This window comes from Sphingopyxis sp. BSN-002, assembly GCF_022024275.1.
GTDB lineage: Bacteria > Pseudomonadota > Alphaproteobacteria > Sphingomonadales > Sphingomonadaceae > Sphingopyxis.
This window is the reverse complement of sequence record NZ_CP091804.1, coordinates 663,416-679,514: the sequence shown is the minus strand read 5'-3', so window position 1 is coordinate 679,514 and position 16,099 is coordinate 663,416. Positions and strand designations below refer to the sequence as shown.

Here is a 16,099-nt window from a genome sequence, read left to right as displayed (position 1 = left end):
TCGCTTCGGTCCATCAAACAAGGGGCGGTGCAATGCGCCGCCCCTTGTTCCTGGCCCCCTTTACGGTCCCGCCGTGCCCTGACGGGAACGTCCCGAAAAATTCTAGAAGCGGAAGCCGAGTTCGACACCATAGGTGCGCGGCTGGATCGCCGCGCCGAAGGTGAAGAGCCCCGCGACCGGCAGGGTCGAGGACAGACCCTTGTGGTTGGTAAGGTTGCGTCCGAACAGCGACAGGCTGACCTCGCGCCCTTCGCCGAGGAAATGCGTGTAGCCGATCTGCGCCGACAGATTTTCGCGATCCTCGGTGAAGCAGCGGTTGTCGTTGACGACGGCGCCGGGAACGACCGGACGGTTCGGCGCGATGCAGGTCACATATTTGCTCTGATAGCGGAGCAGCGTCGAGGCATCGATCCGGCCCGAGCCCGTTTCCTTGCTGTAGTTGAGGCCCGCCGACCATTGATATTTGGGTGCGCGGCGGAGCGTCAGTGTCGATACATCGTCGGGGATGCCGTCGGCCGCACTGCCGGTGGTCAGGCCGACGATGTCGTTGAGGAAATTCTTGTACTTGGCGTCGGTGTAGCTGAACGAGGCGTTGAAGCTGAATTCTTCGGACATTTGCGCGATGATTTCGGCCTCGAAGCCCTTGATATCGGCCGACGATGCGTTCTTCACGACCGTTTCCTGCGGGCTCGAAGATCCCGGAGGCGACGGCTGCACGACCTCTTCCTGCTTGTTGTTATATTTGGTGTAATAGAAGGCGAGGTTGGTGCGCAGCGTGCGGTCGAGCCAGTCGGCCTTCAGGCCCACTTCATAGGCATCGACCGTCTCGGGCTGGTACGGACCGAGCGAGGTCGGCGACGCCGCGCGGCCGTTGAAGCCGCCCGAACGGAAACCGCGCGAGAAAGAGCCATAGATCAGCTTGCCGGGTTCGATCGTATATTCGGCGTTGGCGCGCCAGGTGAACTTTCCGAAACTGTCGCTGCCCGAGCAATTGCTTGCCGCGCTGTAGACCGGGATGACGACGCCGGGCGCCGGGCTGGTCGTGCCGGTCACCGCGACGCACGACGTGCCGTCGAAGGTCGGGAGCGTCAGCCGGACGAGCGCGCCGATACGGCCGTAATTGTTGAAGATCGACTTCTTGTCGTTGGTGTAGCGCGCGCCGAGCGAGACCTTGAACTGGTCCGACAGGCTGATTTGCGCGTCGGCGAAGCCGGCGTAGGACTTGGCATGGTGATCGACATACTGGCGCAGGACTGCGGTCGATCCCTGACCCAGCACGACGCCGAAATTGGTCGACTGATCGAGCGTGTAGCTGCTGTTGAAATAATAGCCGCCGACGAGCAGGTTCACCATGTCGAAGTCGGCGAGCAGACGCAGCTCCTGGCTGAACTGCTTGTAGTGCTGGTCGCGCTTCGTCTCGAAGAAATTGACCGAGCTCGCGTCGAAGTCCTGCGTCACCGATTCCTTGTTCTTGATATAGCCGGTGACCGACGAGAGCGTCAGATTGTCGCCGAGTTCGATGTCGATGTTGCCGGTCAGGCTGTCCGCATCGTTGCGCACCGGGGTCTCGATGCTGCTGTAGGTCGTGTAGAGTCCGCGATGCGGCTGCGTCGAACGGTTGCACTGGGCGGCGGGCGAGAAGCCGGGGGCGCCGGGTGCGGCGCAGATCACGTCGCGGCCGGTCTCGGACAACGGCGCAACGATCGTCTCGCCGCGTTCGCGGCTGTGCTGATAGGTGACCTGCGCGGTGATCGCGTCGCTGGGTGTGATCAGCGCGGTGACGCCGCCGGTCAGCGTCTCGTAGCGGCCTTCGCGCTCGTTCTTGGTGACGTTGAAATAATAGCCGTCGGTCTTGTCGTAATAGCCGAAGGCCTTGAGCGCGATGATGCCGCCGAGCGACCCGGTGTTGACTACCAGGCGCCCACGCTTGGTATCGAAATTGCTATAGGCGAACTGACCGCGAACGCCGAAGTCCTCGGTCGGTTTGGTGCGCGTCACGTTGATCACGCCGCCGATCGTGTTGCGGCCGAACAACGTGCCTTGCGGGCCGCGCAGAACCTCGAGGCGTTCGAGGTCGAAGCTGTCGAGGAGCTGGCCGGTATTGGTGCCGATGAACACGCCATCGACGACGACGCCGACCGCGGGGTCGAAGCTCTTTTCGATGTCCTCGAAGCTGATGCCGCGGATCGAGATGGCGGCGGCGCTCGGGCCGGCGCCGACGGAGTCGACGACGAGGCTGGGAACGCGGCCGGCGATGTCGCGAATATCGTCGATCGTGGCCGACTCCAGAGCCTTCTCGTCGAGCGCGGTCACGGCGATCGGGATCGACTGGACGCTTTCGGAGCGCTTCTGCGCGGTGACGACGATTTCGCGGAGCGCACCCCCGCTGTTGTCCTCGGCGGGCGCCTCTTGCGCGAAGGCCGGGGTGGCGATGGCAAGTGCAGCGAGCGACACAGTGGCATAGATGGCAGGCAGCATTCGGGCATGCGTGGTCATCGTCGTTCCTCCCTCTCGCGCCGGCGCATAGGCTCGCCGGTCACGTTGAGGGCAAGGTCCGCTTTATGCCCCGATTCAACAATCATCAAAAATATCAGGCATGCCGTAGCGGCGCGAAATGCACTGATTTGCTTGGATTTCTATTGCCTCTGGGTGGCGCCGCCATCGACGAACAGGCCGTGACCCGACATGAAACGCGCCTCGTCGCTGGCCAGAAAGGCGACGACGTCGGCGATGTCTTCGGGCTGGCCGAGGCGACCGAGCGCAGCCTTGTCTATCCATTTATTCCTGAACTCGGGCATCGCGGTGAAGGCGGGCGCGGTCATCGGGGTTTCGATCGCGCCGGGCTGGATGCAGTTGACCGTGATGCCATGCGCGCCGACTTCGGCCGCGACCGATTTTGTCATGCCGAGGACGGCGTGTTTCGACGCGCTGTACGCGGTCATGCCTGCCTCGCCGAAACTCGACATTACCGATCCGATCAGGATGATCCGGCCGTACGGCGAACGTTTGAGCAGGGGCAGTGCATCACGCATCAGGCGGAAGACGGCGGTGACGTTGACCGCCATCATCTGGTCGAAAAACTCGTCGCTCGCGCCGTCCAGCATCTGCATCCCGGTGATGCCCGCGCAGGCGACGACGATATTGAGCTGCCCGAAGCGCGCCTCCGCCTCGGCAATCAATGTCGCATTGACCCCCGGTGCGGTGACGTCGGCGACGATGTCGACCTCGCCCGCGCGGTCGGTGGTCAGGACGCGCGCGCCGTCGGCCGCGAGGCGCTTGGCAGTCGCAAGCCCGATCCCCGACCCGGCGCCGGTGACGAGCGCGGCGCGGCCGTCGAGGCGCCCCGCCATCAGAGCGAACTGCCGCCGTCGATGCGGAATTCGGCACCGGTCGCGAAAGAAGACTCGTCGGACGCGAGATAGAGCACGATCGACGAAACCTCTTCGGGCTTGCCGAGCCTGCCGACGGGGTGCGTGGCGACGAAGCCGGCGTAGAGCGCTTCGGGATCATCTACCTGCGCCATCACCTTGTCGATCATAGCGGTGTGGATCGCCCCGGGATGCACCGAGTTGCAGCGGATGCCATAGTCTTTGGCCGCATAATGGAGCGCGACCGATTTGGTGAGGTGGGTCACCGCCGCCTTGGCCGCATTATAGCCTGCGAGGTCGGCCTGCGCGCGTACGCCGCACATCGAGGACATGTTGATCACCGACCCGCCATGCTCCTTCATCTTCGGGATGACATGCTTGCAGCCGAGGAACACCCCGTCGACATCGACGGCAAACTCGTGCCGGAATGCCGCCAGTGTAAGGTCCTCTATCGAACCCATGGTCGTTATGCCGGCGTTGTTGACGAGGATGTCGATCCGGTCGCAGGTGCCAAGCGCGGCGAGCCATTCCCCTTCGTTCGACACATCAAGTTTCACGAAACGTTGGCCGAGTTCGGCGGCGAGCGCTTCGCCCGCAGTCACGTCGATGTCGGCGATGACAACCTCGGCACCCTCGGCGACGAAGCGGCGGACGATGTCGAGCCCCAGCCCCGACGCACCGCCGGTGACGAACGCGATCTTGCCCGCGATGCGGCCTTGCCCTGCCATCCTGTCCTCCATGTTTTGCTCCGGCACTATCATGCTGCCGGCGAGGCGAGGGGACTATTTATTGCGCTAGGTGCGGCCGATGGCCGGTCGGGATCACATCGTGGCGGGACAGGAGAGGCGCCATGGCGGACAGCTGGGACTATATCATCGTCGGTGCGGGGTCGGCGGGCTGCGTGCTCGCCGAACAATTGAGCGCCGATCCCGACATTCGCGTGCTGCTGCTCGAAGCGGGCGGCCCTAACGACAGCCGCTGGGTGGCGATCCCCAAGGGTGTGGCGAAGCTCGTCACCAATCCCGATCATATCTGGGCCTATGGCGTGTCGCAGCCGCGCGGCGACGGCGCCGCGCCGAGCGAGGTGTGGATCCGCGGCAAGGGTCTCGGCGGATCGTCGGCGGTCAACGGCATGATCTGGAGCCGCGGCGAGCCTGCCGATTATGACGAGTGGGAAAAGCTCGGCTGCACCGGCTGGAACGGCGAGGCGATGACCGATGCCTTCCGCAAGCTCGAGGATCATGGACTCGGCGCCAGCGCGATGCGCGGCGCCGGCGGACCGGTCGCCGTCGCGCCGAAGATCCACAGCTATCCGCTCGCCGAGACGATGGTACAGGCGGGGGTCGAGATGGGGCTGAAGCCCGTCGACGATCTCAACGGATCGACGGCGGACCGCGTCGGCTTCTATGCACACAATGTCCGTCGCGGCCGGCGGGAGAGTGCGGCGACGACCTATCTCGCGCGCGCCAGAAAGCGGCCCAACCTGCACATCGTGACGCATGCGATGGCCGAGCGACTGGTCGTCGAGAACGGCCGTGTGACCGGCGTCGAGGCGAAGGTTGCGGGGCAGCTGCAACGCTTCGATTGCGTCGGCGAGGTTGTCGTTTCGGGCGGAACGCTCGAAAGTCCGCTGCTGCTCCAGCGTTCCGGGATCGGGCCCGCCGATGCCCTTCGCGCCGCGGGCGTCGATCCCGTCGTCGATGCGCCCGACGTCGGCGGGCGGATGCGCGAGCATCTGGGCTTTTCGATGCCGCACCGCCTGTCGCGTGACGTCGGCAGCAACCGCAGCTTCTTCGGGATCGGGCTGATGCGCGCGATGGCGCAATATATGCTGACGCGCGGCGGGATCATGGCGACGGGACCGTTCGAGGTCGGTGCCTTCCTGAACCTGACCAGCTGCGACCTGCGGCCCGACCTGCAGCTCTATCTCGGCGGCTACACCTTCGCGCTCGGCGACGACAAGCATCCGGTGCCGCTGAACAGCATTGACCGCAAGCCGGGGATGACCATCTATGGCCAGCTCCTCCGCCTGACGAGCGAGGGGAGCATAATGATCACCGGCCCCGGCAGCGATGCGCCCGCCGATATCAAGCCCAACTGGCTCTCGACGCGCGAGGACGAGCGAACCGCGATCGCCGCGGTGCATGCGATGCGCCGCTATATGGCGCAGCCCGCCCTCGTCGGACTGGTCGAGCGCGAATTGCTGCCCGGCGCGGCGGTGCAGAGCGACGCCGAAATCCTCGCCGCCTTCCGCCGTCTCGCGACCTGCGGCCTGCACGGGGTGGGGACGTGCCGCATGGGCAGCGACAACCGCGCCGTGACCGATGCGCGGCTGCGGGTGAACGGTGTGCAGGGGCTTCGCGTCGTCGACTGCTCTGTCATGCCCTCGCCGGTGACCGGCAACACCAATGCGCCGGCGATGGCGCTCGCGCTGCGTGCGGCGGGGCTGATCCGCGAGGATCGGCGCAAGCTGCGCGCGGTCGCCTAAGCGCTTTCGCGCTCCTTCAGCCAGCCGATCCCGCGGCGCAGGAGGTCGTAGAAGACCGGCAGGTCCCACGCACAGCGGTCGACCGTCGGCCACCAGTCCATCATCGGCTGCAGGTCGTAATGGCCGCGGCAATGGCCGAGCGTCAGGTACAGCACCGCGCCCGCGCCATGCTGCTTGATGTAAAAGACCGGATAGGTGCCCGGTGCATCTTCGGCCTCGACGAAGCCCGTGCCAGGACCAGTGCATTCGGTGTCGAGCAGGACGTGCAGGTCGCCATGTGTCTCGAGGTGATAGAGCTCGTCGGTCGTCTCGAACGGCTCGATACCTTTGGTGAGCTGGTGGTCGGGATCGACGACGCGGACGGTGTAGGGTTCGATCGCCGGGTGGCTTATGAACTGCGATCCCAGCAAATCCATCATCAGCGGCGCCCAGCGCGGCGCATCCCAAACGCCGGTGTCGAGCAGGCGGAGGATCGAGTTGGTACCGTGAAGGGCGTACCAGCGTCCACCCTTCGCTAGCCAGCTCCTCAGCGCTTCCTGCGCCGGCAGTGACGGCGTGACGTCACAGGTATAGGTGATCAGAATGTCGGCCGCTTCGATCGCGTCGATATTGTCGTAATTCTCGAACACGCGCGTCCGCACGCGCTGGTCCTCGGCGAGCAGCTTCAAAAGCTCGAGCCGCGCGAAATCCATATCGTGCCAGACGCCGCCGCAGATCAGCACGCAGTTGATGCGGGGCGGGTGTTCGTTGTCGCTCATCGCCGGTCCTCTCCTCCTGTTATAGTGCCATCATGCGGGTGCAGTGCGCTGTCGTCACCTTGCTGTATTGATAGGTTCCCGAAGACCATGAAGCTGGCAAGAGGGCAGGTGAGAGGAGAGGCGCGATGCAGCAGAGACTGGGCGGCAAGGTCGCTTTGGTCACGGGCGGGACGAGCGGAATCGGCGCGGCGACGGTCGAACGGTTGACGAAGGAAGGCGCGAAGGTCGTCTTCACCGGCTCGAATGCCGAGGCGGCGGCAGCCGTTGAAGGCCGGACCGGCGCGATCTTTCGCACCCACCGTGTCGAAGACGCCTCGGCGTGGGGCGCGCTGATGGCCGAGATCGAGGCCGAATATGGCCGGCTCGACATCGCCTTCGCCAATGCCGGGACCGAAGCGGGCGATGCCAGCGTCGAGGATATCGGCATCGACGCCTGGAACCATATCGTCGGGGTGAACCAGACCGGCGTGATGCTTACCGTCCAGCATGCGATCCGCGCGATGGCGAGGAATCCGCAGGGTCCCGCCGGTTCGATCATCGTCAATTCGTCGATGAACGCGCACCGCGCGATGGGCAATTATGCCGCCTATTCGGTAACCAAGGCCGCGGTCGTCGCGCTCGTCAAATCGGCGGCGATCCACTGCGCGGGCAAGGGCTATCGGGTCCGGGTCAACGCGATCCTGCCCGGTGTGGTCGAGACCGACATGATCCGTGGTGTCATCGACCGCTCGCCCGATCCCGCTGCCGCACGCGCGGCGTTCGAGGGGATGGCGCCGATGAAGCGCATGGCGCAGCTCGATGAGGTCAGTGCGCTCGTCGCCTTTCTCGCGTCCGACGAGGCCGCGTTCATCTCGGGCGCCGACTATGTCATCGACGGCGCGACGACTGCGGGTATGATGGGCGTCTGACGGCCCTTATTCTCCTGGAGCGACTGTGACCGATCCCAAGCTCTTTACGCCGATGACGGTCGGCGGCCTCGCCCTTCGCAACCGCATCGTGATTGCCCCGATGTGCCAATATTCGGCGGTCGACGGCTGCATGACCGACTGGCACCTCATCCATCTCGGCAATCTGGCGCTGTCGGGCGCAGCCTTGCTGACGATCGAGGCGACCGCGGTATTGCCCGAGGGGCGGATCAGCCATGCCGACGTCGGCCTGTGGGACGATGCAACCGAAGCCGCGATGGCGCGCACGCTGGAGAGCGTCCGGCGCTGGTCGGACATGCCGATTGCGATCCAGCTCGGCCATGCCGGCCGCAAGGCCTCGACCGAGGTGCCGTGGAAGGGCGGGGCGCAGTTGCCTCCCGACCATCCGAACGGCTGGCAGACCGCGGGCGCGTCGCCGCTTTCCTTTGCCGATGGCGAAATTCCGCCGGTCGAGCTGGACCGCGCCGGGCTGGCCCGCGTTCGCGACGCCTTTGCGGCGGCGGCCAAGCGCGCGGCGCGGCTTGGCATCGACGCCGTCCAGATCCACGGCGCGCATGGCTATCTGCTGCATCAGTTTCTCTCGCCGCTGTCGAACCGGCGTGCCGACGAATATGGCGGCAGCCTCGAAAACCGGATGCGCTTTCCGCTTGAGGTGTTCGATGCGGTGCGACAGGCCTTTCCGGCCGAACGCGCCGTGACGGTTCGCGTTTCCGGAACCGACTGGGTCGAAGGCGGCTGGACCATCGAGCAGACGGTCGAATTCGCCCGCGCGATCAAGGCGCGCGGTTGCGCCGCGATCCATGTGTCGAGCGGCGGGCTCGATCCGCGGCAGCAGATTCCGATCGGCCCCGGCTATCAGGTCCCGCTCGCGCGTGCCGTGAAACAGGCGGTGCGGATGCCCGTCGTCGCCGTCGGGCTCATTACCGGTTGCGAGCAGGCGGAGGCGATTATCGCGAATGGCGACGCCGATCTGGTGGCGCTGGCGCGGGGCATATTGTTCGATCCCCGCTGGCCCTGGCATGCCGCTGCGCAGCTCGGAGCCAGTGTCGTTGCACCGCCGCAATATCTGCGATCGCAGCCGCGCGAATTCCCCGACCTTTTCCGGCCCTAGCCTCCGAAAACTCAGTCCGGACGGGCGCCCTGCATGCCGGCCCGCAACGCGGCCGCTCGCGGTCGGCCGTAGCCCAGGTACAGCAGGAGCCCGATCGCAACATAGGTTCCCAGGATCGCTGCAGGAATCCACTCTCCCGATGCGGCTTTCTGCGCGATGTCGGTCAGGACCGGCGCGCCCATCAGAATGCATGACAGGAAGGCGAGGGCGGGCACGGTGCCGATCCATTTTCCGGCGACGCGAAAGCCGCCGAAAGGGACGCGAAAGGGGCGCGGCAGATCGGGATGGCTGTTGCGCAGCGCGACGACCGCGATCGCGACGGTCATGAAAACGCACAGCGTGCCGAGGCTGACCAGATCGGCCAGCAGCGAGATCGGGAGCATCGCCGCTGCGGTTGCCGAGATCGTTGCGACGCATATCGTCGCCGCGACCGGCGTGCGGTAATTGTCGTGCAGTTTCGCAAGCAAAGGCGGCAGCAGTCCGTCACGGGCGATGGCGTGACAGATACGCGACTGGGCGTAGGTATTGACCAGCAGCACCGACCCCAGCCCGGCGAGCGCTCCCACCTTGATGACCACGGCGAAGACCGGCATGCCGAGTGCGCCGACCGCGATCGCGATCGGATCGGGAACGTCGAGTTCGCGGAACGAGATGATGCCGGTCAGCGTCAGGGCGACGGCAACATAGAGCAGGGTGCTGGCGATCAGCGCGCCCATGATTCCGATCGGTACGTCGCGTTGCGGCCGCCGCGCTTCGGCTGCCGCCGCTGCCACCGCCTCGAACCCCAGATAGGAAAAGAAGAGGATCGACGCGGCGCGGAACACGCCCTCCATGCCGAAGCGGAAGCCGCCTTCGTTGGCGGGCACGAACGGGGTGAGGTTCGCGGTGTCGATGTGCTGCGCGCCGACCGCAACAAAGCCCATAAGGACGCCGACCTTGACGACGACCAGCAGTGCATTGATCGCCGCCGAATGGGCCACGCCCCTGATGACGACGAGCATCGCCAGAAGCAGTGCCGCTGCGGCCACCAGATTGACCGATCCGCTCTGCGCGAAGCTCGTGCCTCCGGGGCCGGCGACGGCGAGCAGCAGGGGCGTCGAGATCGCATCCGGCACGATGACGCCGAAATCGCCCAGCAGGCTGGCGAGATAGCCCGAAAGCCCGACGGCCAGCGCCGAACCCGCGAGTCCGAATTCCAGCATCAGCATCCAGCCCAGCGCCCAGGCAAAACCCTCGCCGAGCACCGCATGGGCGTAGGAATAGGATGCGCCGGAGGCGGGAAGGACCGAAGCCAGCTCGGCATAGCACAGGCAGACGAGCAGGCAGGCGAACGCGGCGATGACGAACGAGAGCGCGACGGCCGGTCCGGCGTAATGCGATGCCGCAGTCCCGGTCATCACGAAGACGCCGGCGCCGATGATACACCCGATCCCGATCATCACGAGCTGGAACGGACCAAGCGTCCGGTGCATCGCGACATTTTCATGGTCGCGGCGGATTTCCTCGATGGATTTTCGCCGCCCGCCCATCGGTTCGGTGCCCATGTCATCATCCTCCCGCTCCGGATCCCGGCGCGCAGCTTATGGTGCGGATTTGTCGGAGCGCGGGCGAACGGGCGGATAATTGTCGGGAACGGGCAAGTTGCCCGTTGTGACCGCCCCTATTGCTTCAGATACTGGCTCGGCGGCACGCCAAAGGCGCGACGGAACATCGCGGCGAAGCCACTGGGGCTGTCGTAGCCGACGTCATAGGTGACCTGCGTGATCGACGCGCCCGCCGCGAGCAGCGACAGCGCTTCCATCAGCCGCACCTGCTGGCGCCAGACCGCGAGGCCCATACCGGTTTCCTGCTTGAAGGTGCGGGTGAAGGTTCGCCGCCCCATCGCCGCCAGCCCCGCCCAGTCGTCGATATCGCGCGGATCTGCGGGATCTGCGAGGATCGCGTTGCAGACGCGCAAAAGGCGGGGATCGCCGGGCATCGAGACCTGATAGGGCGCATTGGGCATACGCTCGATCTCTTCGAGCAGCAGGTCGATGATGCGCCCCTCACGTCCGGTAACGTCATAGAGCGGCGGGAAATCGACGACTTCGAGAATCAGCGCCTTCAGCAGGTTCGACACCTCGAAGACGCGGCATTCGGCATCGCGCGCGGCGTGCCCGCTCGGCAGATACAGCGTGCGCAGCGACACGGGGCCGCGGCAGGCAACTTCATGCTTCATTCCTGCGGGCAGCCACACCGCGCGCTGCGGCGGGATGACGAAGCTGGTCTCGGGCGTCCGCACCGACATGACGCCGGCCGAGGCGTAAAGGATCTGCACATGGTCGTGGCTGTGCATCGGGTCGATATAGCCCGCAGGATATTCATCCTGCAGCGCCATGACGGGGCGCGCGGTGCGCAAGATATCAATGCTGTGCTTCATGGCCCATTTCCCACAAATATCAGCTGACCCCACTGTACAGGCCGAAGCCGCCCAAGGCCAGCCGTGATGCGGCCAATGGCCTTTCCGGCATGGTGATTGGCCCGAACGGGCGATAGGGAAGGGGCGGCTCGGGCTATCACGGCGAACAAGACTGGACCGGAGAGGGAAAAGCCATATGCCCAAGGGCTTGGACGCCATTCAGGACGATATGGTCGATCCCGACATCCGCCGCTTTGTCGACGCGGTCGCCGCAGCCTATGGCGCGCGCGGTGCGCCCGCTGATACGGCGGAACGCCGCAGGATCGCCGAAGAGGTCCGGAAGCCCTGGCGCGAAGGTGGCCCGATCATGGCCGAAAGCCTCGACCTCGACATGGACGGCATTCGTTTGCGCCTCCACCGGCCGGTAGCGGATGAAAAGCTGCCGGTCATGCTTTACATTCACGGCGGCGGCTGGGTGTTGTTCAGCATCGACACCCACGACCGGCTGATGCGCGAATATGCCGCGCGCGCCGGCATCGCCGTGATCGGGATCGACTATAGCCTGTCGCCCGAGAACAAGTTTCCGGTCGCGCTGGAGGAATGCACCGGGGCGCTCGACTGGATTGCGACGCAGGCCGATACGCTGAACCTCGACGCGAACCGCATACTGATCGGTGGTGACTCGGCCGGTGCCAATCTGTCGGTTGCGACCTGCCTGCTCCAGCGCGCGCGCGGCCGTCCGCTGCCCGCGGGGATGCTGCTCAACTATGGCGCCTTTTCTCCCGACCATCTGCCGAGCTATGCGCGCTTCGGCGGCGAGGCCTATTCGCTCGAATGCGACGAGATGGACGCCTTCTGGGCCGATTATGTCGATGGCCCCGGGCAACTCGCCGAGCCACTGGTCGCGCCGCTCCGTGCCGACCTTTCCGGTCTGCCGCCCGCGTTCCTCGCTATCGCCGAATGCGACATATTGGCCGATTGCAATCACGCTTTTGCCGCGAAGCTTACGGCGGCCGGTGTGCCGGTGGAGGCTGTAACCTATACGGGCGCGACGCACAGCTTCCTAGAAGCCGTTTCGATCGCGCCGCTTGCCCGGCGCGCTTTCGACGAGCAGGCGGCGTGGATGATGAAGATACTCGGCCATGACCACGCCCTTTGAACCGCGCAGCGCCGGGGACGCGGCGCGGCTGATCGCCGACTATCCGCTCGCCTGGCTGGTCTCGCGCGCGTTTCATTCAAGCCCGCTGCCGCTGATCGCCGAGACCGACGACAGCGGAGCCATCGTGTCGCTGTTCGGTCATTGCGGCCGCCGCAATCCGCTCGTTGCCGATTTTCGCGCCGATCCGTATGGGCTGATCCTGTTCAACGGGCCGCAGGGCTATGTTTCGCCCGGACTGCTGTCGAAGCCCGACTGGGCGCCGACATGGAATTATGCGGTGCTGCGCTTTACCGTCGACGTCGAATTCGTCGAGGACGAGACGCGCGATGCCGTCGAGCGACTGGTCTTCGCGATGGAGGGCGATCGCTGGTCGACTGACCGGGTCGGGCCGCGCTATGAAGCGATGCTCGATCAGATCATTGCGTTTCGCGCGCATGTCGTATCGGCCGAGCACAGCTTCAAGCTGGGGCAGGACGAAAGCGCGACGGGGCTGGCGGAGATTGTCGCCGGGCATCGCGACCGGACGCTCGCGGCATGGATGGAGGAACAGGCCAAACCGTGAAACTCTTTTTCGACGATCGTCAGACCGCGCACGCGCCGCTCCGCGAACTGCATAATGGCGACTGGGTGCCGTTCGCCGAAAATGTCGAGCGCCCGCGCTCGATCGTCGCGGCTTTCGACGACTGGCAGCCGGTGCGCGATTTCGGGATGGAGCCGCTGCTCGCGGTCCACGACGCCGACTATCTGGCCTTTCTCGAGCGCGCGCATCGCGAGTGGATCGCCGCCGGGCGAAGCGGCGATGCCATCGGCTATACCTTTCCGGTCGTGCGCCGCCGGCCGCTCGCCTTCGGGCGTATCGACGCCGATCTGGGCGCCTACAGCTATGATGCCGGAACGCCGATTGCCTCCGGAACCTGGCAGTCGGCTTATTGGTCGGCGCAGGGCGCGCTGACTGCGCTCGACCATCTGGCGACGAGCGGCGACGCTAACGCCTTCGCGCTGTGCCGTCCGCCGGGGCACCATGCCGGGCGCGACTATATGGGCGGCTATTGCTACCTCAACAATGCCGCGATTGTGGCGCGTGCAGCGACTGCACGCGGGCTGGGGCCGATCGCGATCCTCGACATCGACTATCATCACGGCAACGGCACACAGGATATTTTCTACGCCGACGGCGATGTGTTCTTCGCGTCGATCCACGCCGACCCGCGCACCGACTATCCCTTCTATTGGGGCCATGCCGACGAGCGCGGCGAGGGGGCGGGCGAGGGCGCGACGCTCAACCTGCCGCTGCCGCGCGGAACCGATGGCGCGGCCTATCGCCCGGCGCTCGATGCGGCGCTGGCCGCAATCTCGGATTGGGGTGCGAAGCTGCTGATCGTTTCGTTCGGCGCCGACACCCACAGCAGCGACCCGATCTCGAGCTTTGCGCTCGAACGCGCGGATTATGGCGATCTGGCGAAGGCGATCGCGGCGTTGGGTGTTCCCACGCTGATCGTGATGGAGGGCGGCTATGCCGTCGGCGATCTTGGCCGCAACGTCGCGGCATTTCTCGAGGGCTTCTAGCGAACCGGCGCCGCTCCTCGCGAAGCGGCGCCGTTCCTTTCTCAGTTCAGGCTGAACCGCACCGTCGCGCCGACGGTGCGGGGCCGCGCGACCGATCCCGCGAAGGAGAAGGGCGCGTTGAGGATGCCATATTGGTTGAACAGATTCTTCGCGAACACACCAACCTCGATCCGTTCGTCGACCGTGATCGACGCATTGAGATCGATCAGGTGGAAGTCGCCGCGCTCCAGCGTTGCGCCGAAAGCGACCGGTGCGGCCGACTGATAGCGGTGCGACAGGCTGAATCGCGGCTGCAGCTTTGCATCGGGGAAGCTGAGATCGACCGAGTTCGACAGGGTCCATTCCGACGCACCCGGCAGGCGCGAGCCTTTCGCATAGCCGCCGCCGGGCGCGAAGCTGTCGGGCAGCAACGACGACAGGCGTGCGTCGTTGTACGAGACGTTCGACGAAAAGCTGAGGTTGCGGGTCGGACGCAGCGTCAGGCTGATCTCGACGCCGTCGACGTTCGCGCCGCCGCCGTTGACGGTGTAGGCGCGGATGTCGGGCGTGAAGAGACGCGCCTGAATATTGGTCCAGTCGATATGATAGGCGGTCAGGTCGACCGCGAGCGTGTTGTCGATCAGGTCGAAGCGCGTCCCGATTTCATAATTCTTCGTCGTGTCGCTGCCGAAGGATTGCGGCAGCGTGGGGTAAGGCAGCGCAAAGACGTTGATTCCGCCGACGCGGAAGCCCTCCGAATAGAGCGCATAGACCATGAAATCGTCGTTAGGCTTGAAGGTCAGCGACGCCTTCGGGATGAAGTCCGATTGTTTGTCGGCGGTCGGCGAATAGGTGAAGGGCGGGACCAGATCGGCGTTGGGCAGCAAGGTCGCCTGCGGCCGCGTCCGGTATTCGAACACGCGCCCGCCGAGCGTCAGGGTCAGCTTGTCGAGAATGTCGTAGGACACTTCGCCGAACAGCGCCTTTTCGGTGACGCGATTGGTGTAGGTCGACCGGCTGGTATAGTCGTCGGGGGTGATGACGCTGCTCGGCTGGTTGCCGAACTGGCCGGGATTGGCATCGACATAGTCGGCAATCCCCTCGAGCTGAAGCCGGTCGTCCCCGAAGCCGCGCAGATTGGTGTAGTTCGCGCCGATCAGCCAGCGGAAGCGGCCGTCATCGGGCGAGGCGAGGCGGATTTCGCCATATTTGGTCTTCGAGTTGCCGAAGCCGACGCCGACCAGCGGCGTGCCGGTACGCGGATCGAAGGCGCCGAGCCCATAGTCGAAGCGCGACCGCGCCTTCTTCTTCGTATAGCTGCCGACCGCGGTCAGCGTCGCAAAGCCCAGATCCTGCTCGAGACGCAGGCTGTGCATCTGGAAATCGCTGTCCTGATACTCGCGGACGGTGTTCGGGCGCGTGTAGTTGCGCGTGCCGGGAATGATGAAGACATAGGTCTGATCGTCGAGATCATATTCCTGGTACATGCTGAGCGCCGAGATTTTGGTCGTCTCGGTCGGGGTAAAGACGATCGATCCGCGCAGGCCGCGGACGCGCAGGTCGTTGCTGCCCTTGTCGCCGAGGCCCGGGCTGTTCAGGAAGCCGGCGTCGAAGCGCTGGAGCGCGACAAGGCGTACCGCCAGCTTGTCGGTCACGATCGGCGCGTTGACCATGCCCTTCACGGCGTAGCTGAGTTCGCCGGCGTGCTTGGTCGTCGCCGCGGTGCCCTCGAACCCGACGTCGAAACGGCTCGGATCGGCCTGGTTCACGATGTAGTTGACCGCGCCGCCAAGCGAGGAGGAGCCGAAGAGCGTGCCTTGCGGGCCGCGCAGCACTTCGACGCGCGCGACGTCGAAACTGTCGACGTCGGGAATGACCAGCGGAAAGCCGGGTTCGCCGAGCGGAAGCTCGTTGAGATAATAGCCCGTCGTCGACTGGTTCGCCTCATGATAGGTCGAGGAAGCGATGCCGCGGATCACGACCTCGGACACGCCCGGCTGATAATCGTTGAAAACGACGCCCGGGACGCGCGTGATATAGTCGGACAGGCTCTGCGCGTTGAGCTTTTGCAGGGTGGCCTCGCTGACGGCCGATACCGATCCCGGGACATCGCGAACCGACTGTTCGCGCTTTGCCGCCGTCACGACGATCTCGCTGTCATCGGTCGCAGCCGCCGACGCTTGGGCGAATGCCGCCGAGGTTTGCCCGAGGGCGAGTAACGAAATGCCACAAATTACGACGCGCTTTACCGATCCAAAGGACATTTTCGCCTCCCTTTTGGTAGAAAATTCCAATCGTGACGCTATCAGGTTCAACGGTCGTGTCGGCGATGGTCGGGCCATTCTC

General features: G+C 65.2%; 13 protein-coding genes. 6 read left to right on the top strand and 7 right to left on the bottom strand.

What is annotated here, in order from left to right; all coding sequences use genetic code 11:
- Positions 1-102: 102 nt before the first annotated feature.
- The 3 genes from L7H23_RS03440 to L7H23_RS03430 form a co-directional block, all read right to left on the bottom strand.
- A complete protein-coding gene (locus tag L7H23_RS03440; RefSeq protein WP_237837967.1) occupies positions 103-2,496 on the bottom strand; it encodes a TonB-dependent receptor in 2,394 nt (797 codons plus the stop codon).
- A gap of 140 nt (positions 2,497-2,636) precedes the next feature.
- The gene (locus L7H23_RS03435) at positions 2,637-3,350 is read right to left on the bottom strand and encodes an SDR family NAD(P)-dependent oxidoreductase (protein WP_237837966.1); all 714 of its coding nucleotides are present in this window, start codon (positions 3,348-3,350) and stop codon (positions 2,637-2,639) included.
- On the bottom strand, positions 3,350-4,096 hold the full coding sequence (locus tag L7H23_RS03430) for a glucose 1-dehydrogenase (RefSeq protein ID WP_237837965.1): 747 nt from the start codon (positions 4,094-4,096) through the stop codon (positions 3,350-3,352). The genes L7H23_RS03435 and L7H23_RS03430 overlap by 1 nt, the downstream gene beginning before the upstream one ends.
- 122 nt (positions 4,097-4,218) lie before the next feature.
- On the opposite strand from L7H23_RS03430, the gene L7H23_RS03425 reads away from it, so the two are divergent.
- A complete protein-coding gene (locus L7H23_RS03425) occupies positions 4,219-5,856 on the top strand; it encodes a GMC family oxidoreductase N-terminal domain-containing protein (protein ID WP_237837964.1) in 1,638 nt (545 codons plus the stop codon).
- Here the strand turns inward: L7H23_RS03425 and L7H23_RS03420 are convergent.
- Positions 5,853-6,614, bottom strand: a complete 762-nt coding sequence (locus L7H23_RS03420) for a ThuA domain-containing protein (protein WP_237837963.1) — start codon at positions 6,612-6,614, stop codon at positions 5,853-5,855. The genes L7H23_RS03425 and L7H23_RS03420 overlap by 4 nt on opposite strands.
- A gap of 125 nt (positions 6,615-6,739) precedes the next feature.
- Between L7H23_RS03420 and L7H23_RS03415 the strand changes: the two genes are divergently transcribed.
- A complete protein-coding gene (locus tag L7H23_RS03415) occupies positions 6,740-7,522 on the top strand; it encodes an SDR family oxidoreductase (RefSeq protein WP_237837962.1) in 783 nt (260 codons plus the stop codon).
- A gap of 25 nt (positions 7,523-7,547) precedes the next feature.
- Entirely contained in the window at positions 7,548-8,651 is a 1,104-nt protein-coding gene (locus L7H23_RS03410) for an NADH:flavin oxidoreductase/NADH oxidase (protein WP_237837961.1), read from the top strand.
- 11 nt (positions 8,652-8,662) lie between these two features.
- On the opposite strand, the gene L7H23_RS03405 is transcribed toward L7H23_RS03410, so the two are convergent.
- Both L7H23_RS03405 and L7H23_RS03400 read right to left on the bottom strand, forming a co-directional pair.
- Complete coding sequence (locus L7H23_RS03405) at positions 8,663-10,195, bottom strand: amino acid permease (protein ID WP_237837960.1); 1,533 nt, start codon at positions 10,193-10,195, stop codon at positions 8,663-8,665.
- Between the two features lie 116 nt (positions 10,196-10,311).
- A complete protein-coding gene (locus tag L7H23_RS03400; RefSeq protein ID WP_237837959.1) occupies positions 10,312-11,070 on the bottom strand; it encodes a helix-turn-helix transcriptional regulator in 759 nt (252 codons plus the stop codon).
- Between the two features lie 175 nt (positions 11,071-11,245).
- On the opposite strand from L7H23_RS03400, the gene L7H23_RS03395 reads away from it, so the two are divergent.
- The 3 genes from L7H23_RS03395 to L7H23_RS03385 are packed head-to-tail and all read left to right on the top strand — an operon-like array spanning position 11,246 to position 13,774.
- Positions 11,246-12,208 carry an alpha/beta hydrolase gene (locus L7H23_RS03395; RefSeq protein WP_237837958.1) on the top strand — a complete coding sequence of 321 codons (963 nt, stop codon included), beginning with the start codon at positions 11,246-11,248 and terminating at the stop codon, positions 12,206-12,208.
- Entirely contained in the window at positions 12,192-12,770 is a 579-nt protein-coding gene (locus L7H23_RS03390; RefSeq protein ID WP_237837957.1) for an FMN-binding negative transcriptional regulator, read from the top strand. Before L7H23_RS03395 ends, L7H23_RS03390 begins: the two co-directional genes overlap by 17 nt.
- Positions 12,767-13,774: a histone deacetylase family protein gene (locus L7H23_RS03385; protein ID WP_237837956.1), complete on the top strand. Its 1,008-nt coding sequence runs from the start codon at positions 12,767-12,769 to the stop codon at positions 13,772-13,774. Before L7H23_RS03390 ends, L7H23_RS03385 begins: the two co-directional genes overlap by 4 nt.
- Before the next feature lie 41 nt (positions 13,775-13,815).
- On the opposite strand, the gene L7H23_RS03380 is transcribed toward L7H23_RS03385, so the two are convergent.
- Positions 13,816-16,017, bottom strand: coding sequence for a TonB-dependent receptor (locus L7H23_RS03380; protein WP_237837955.1), 2,202 nt, complete (start codon positions 16,015-16,017; stop codon positions 13,816-13,818).
- Positions 16,018-16,099 lie beyond the last annotated feature (82 nt).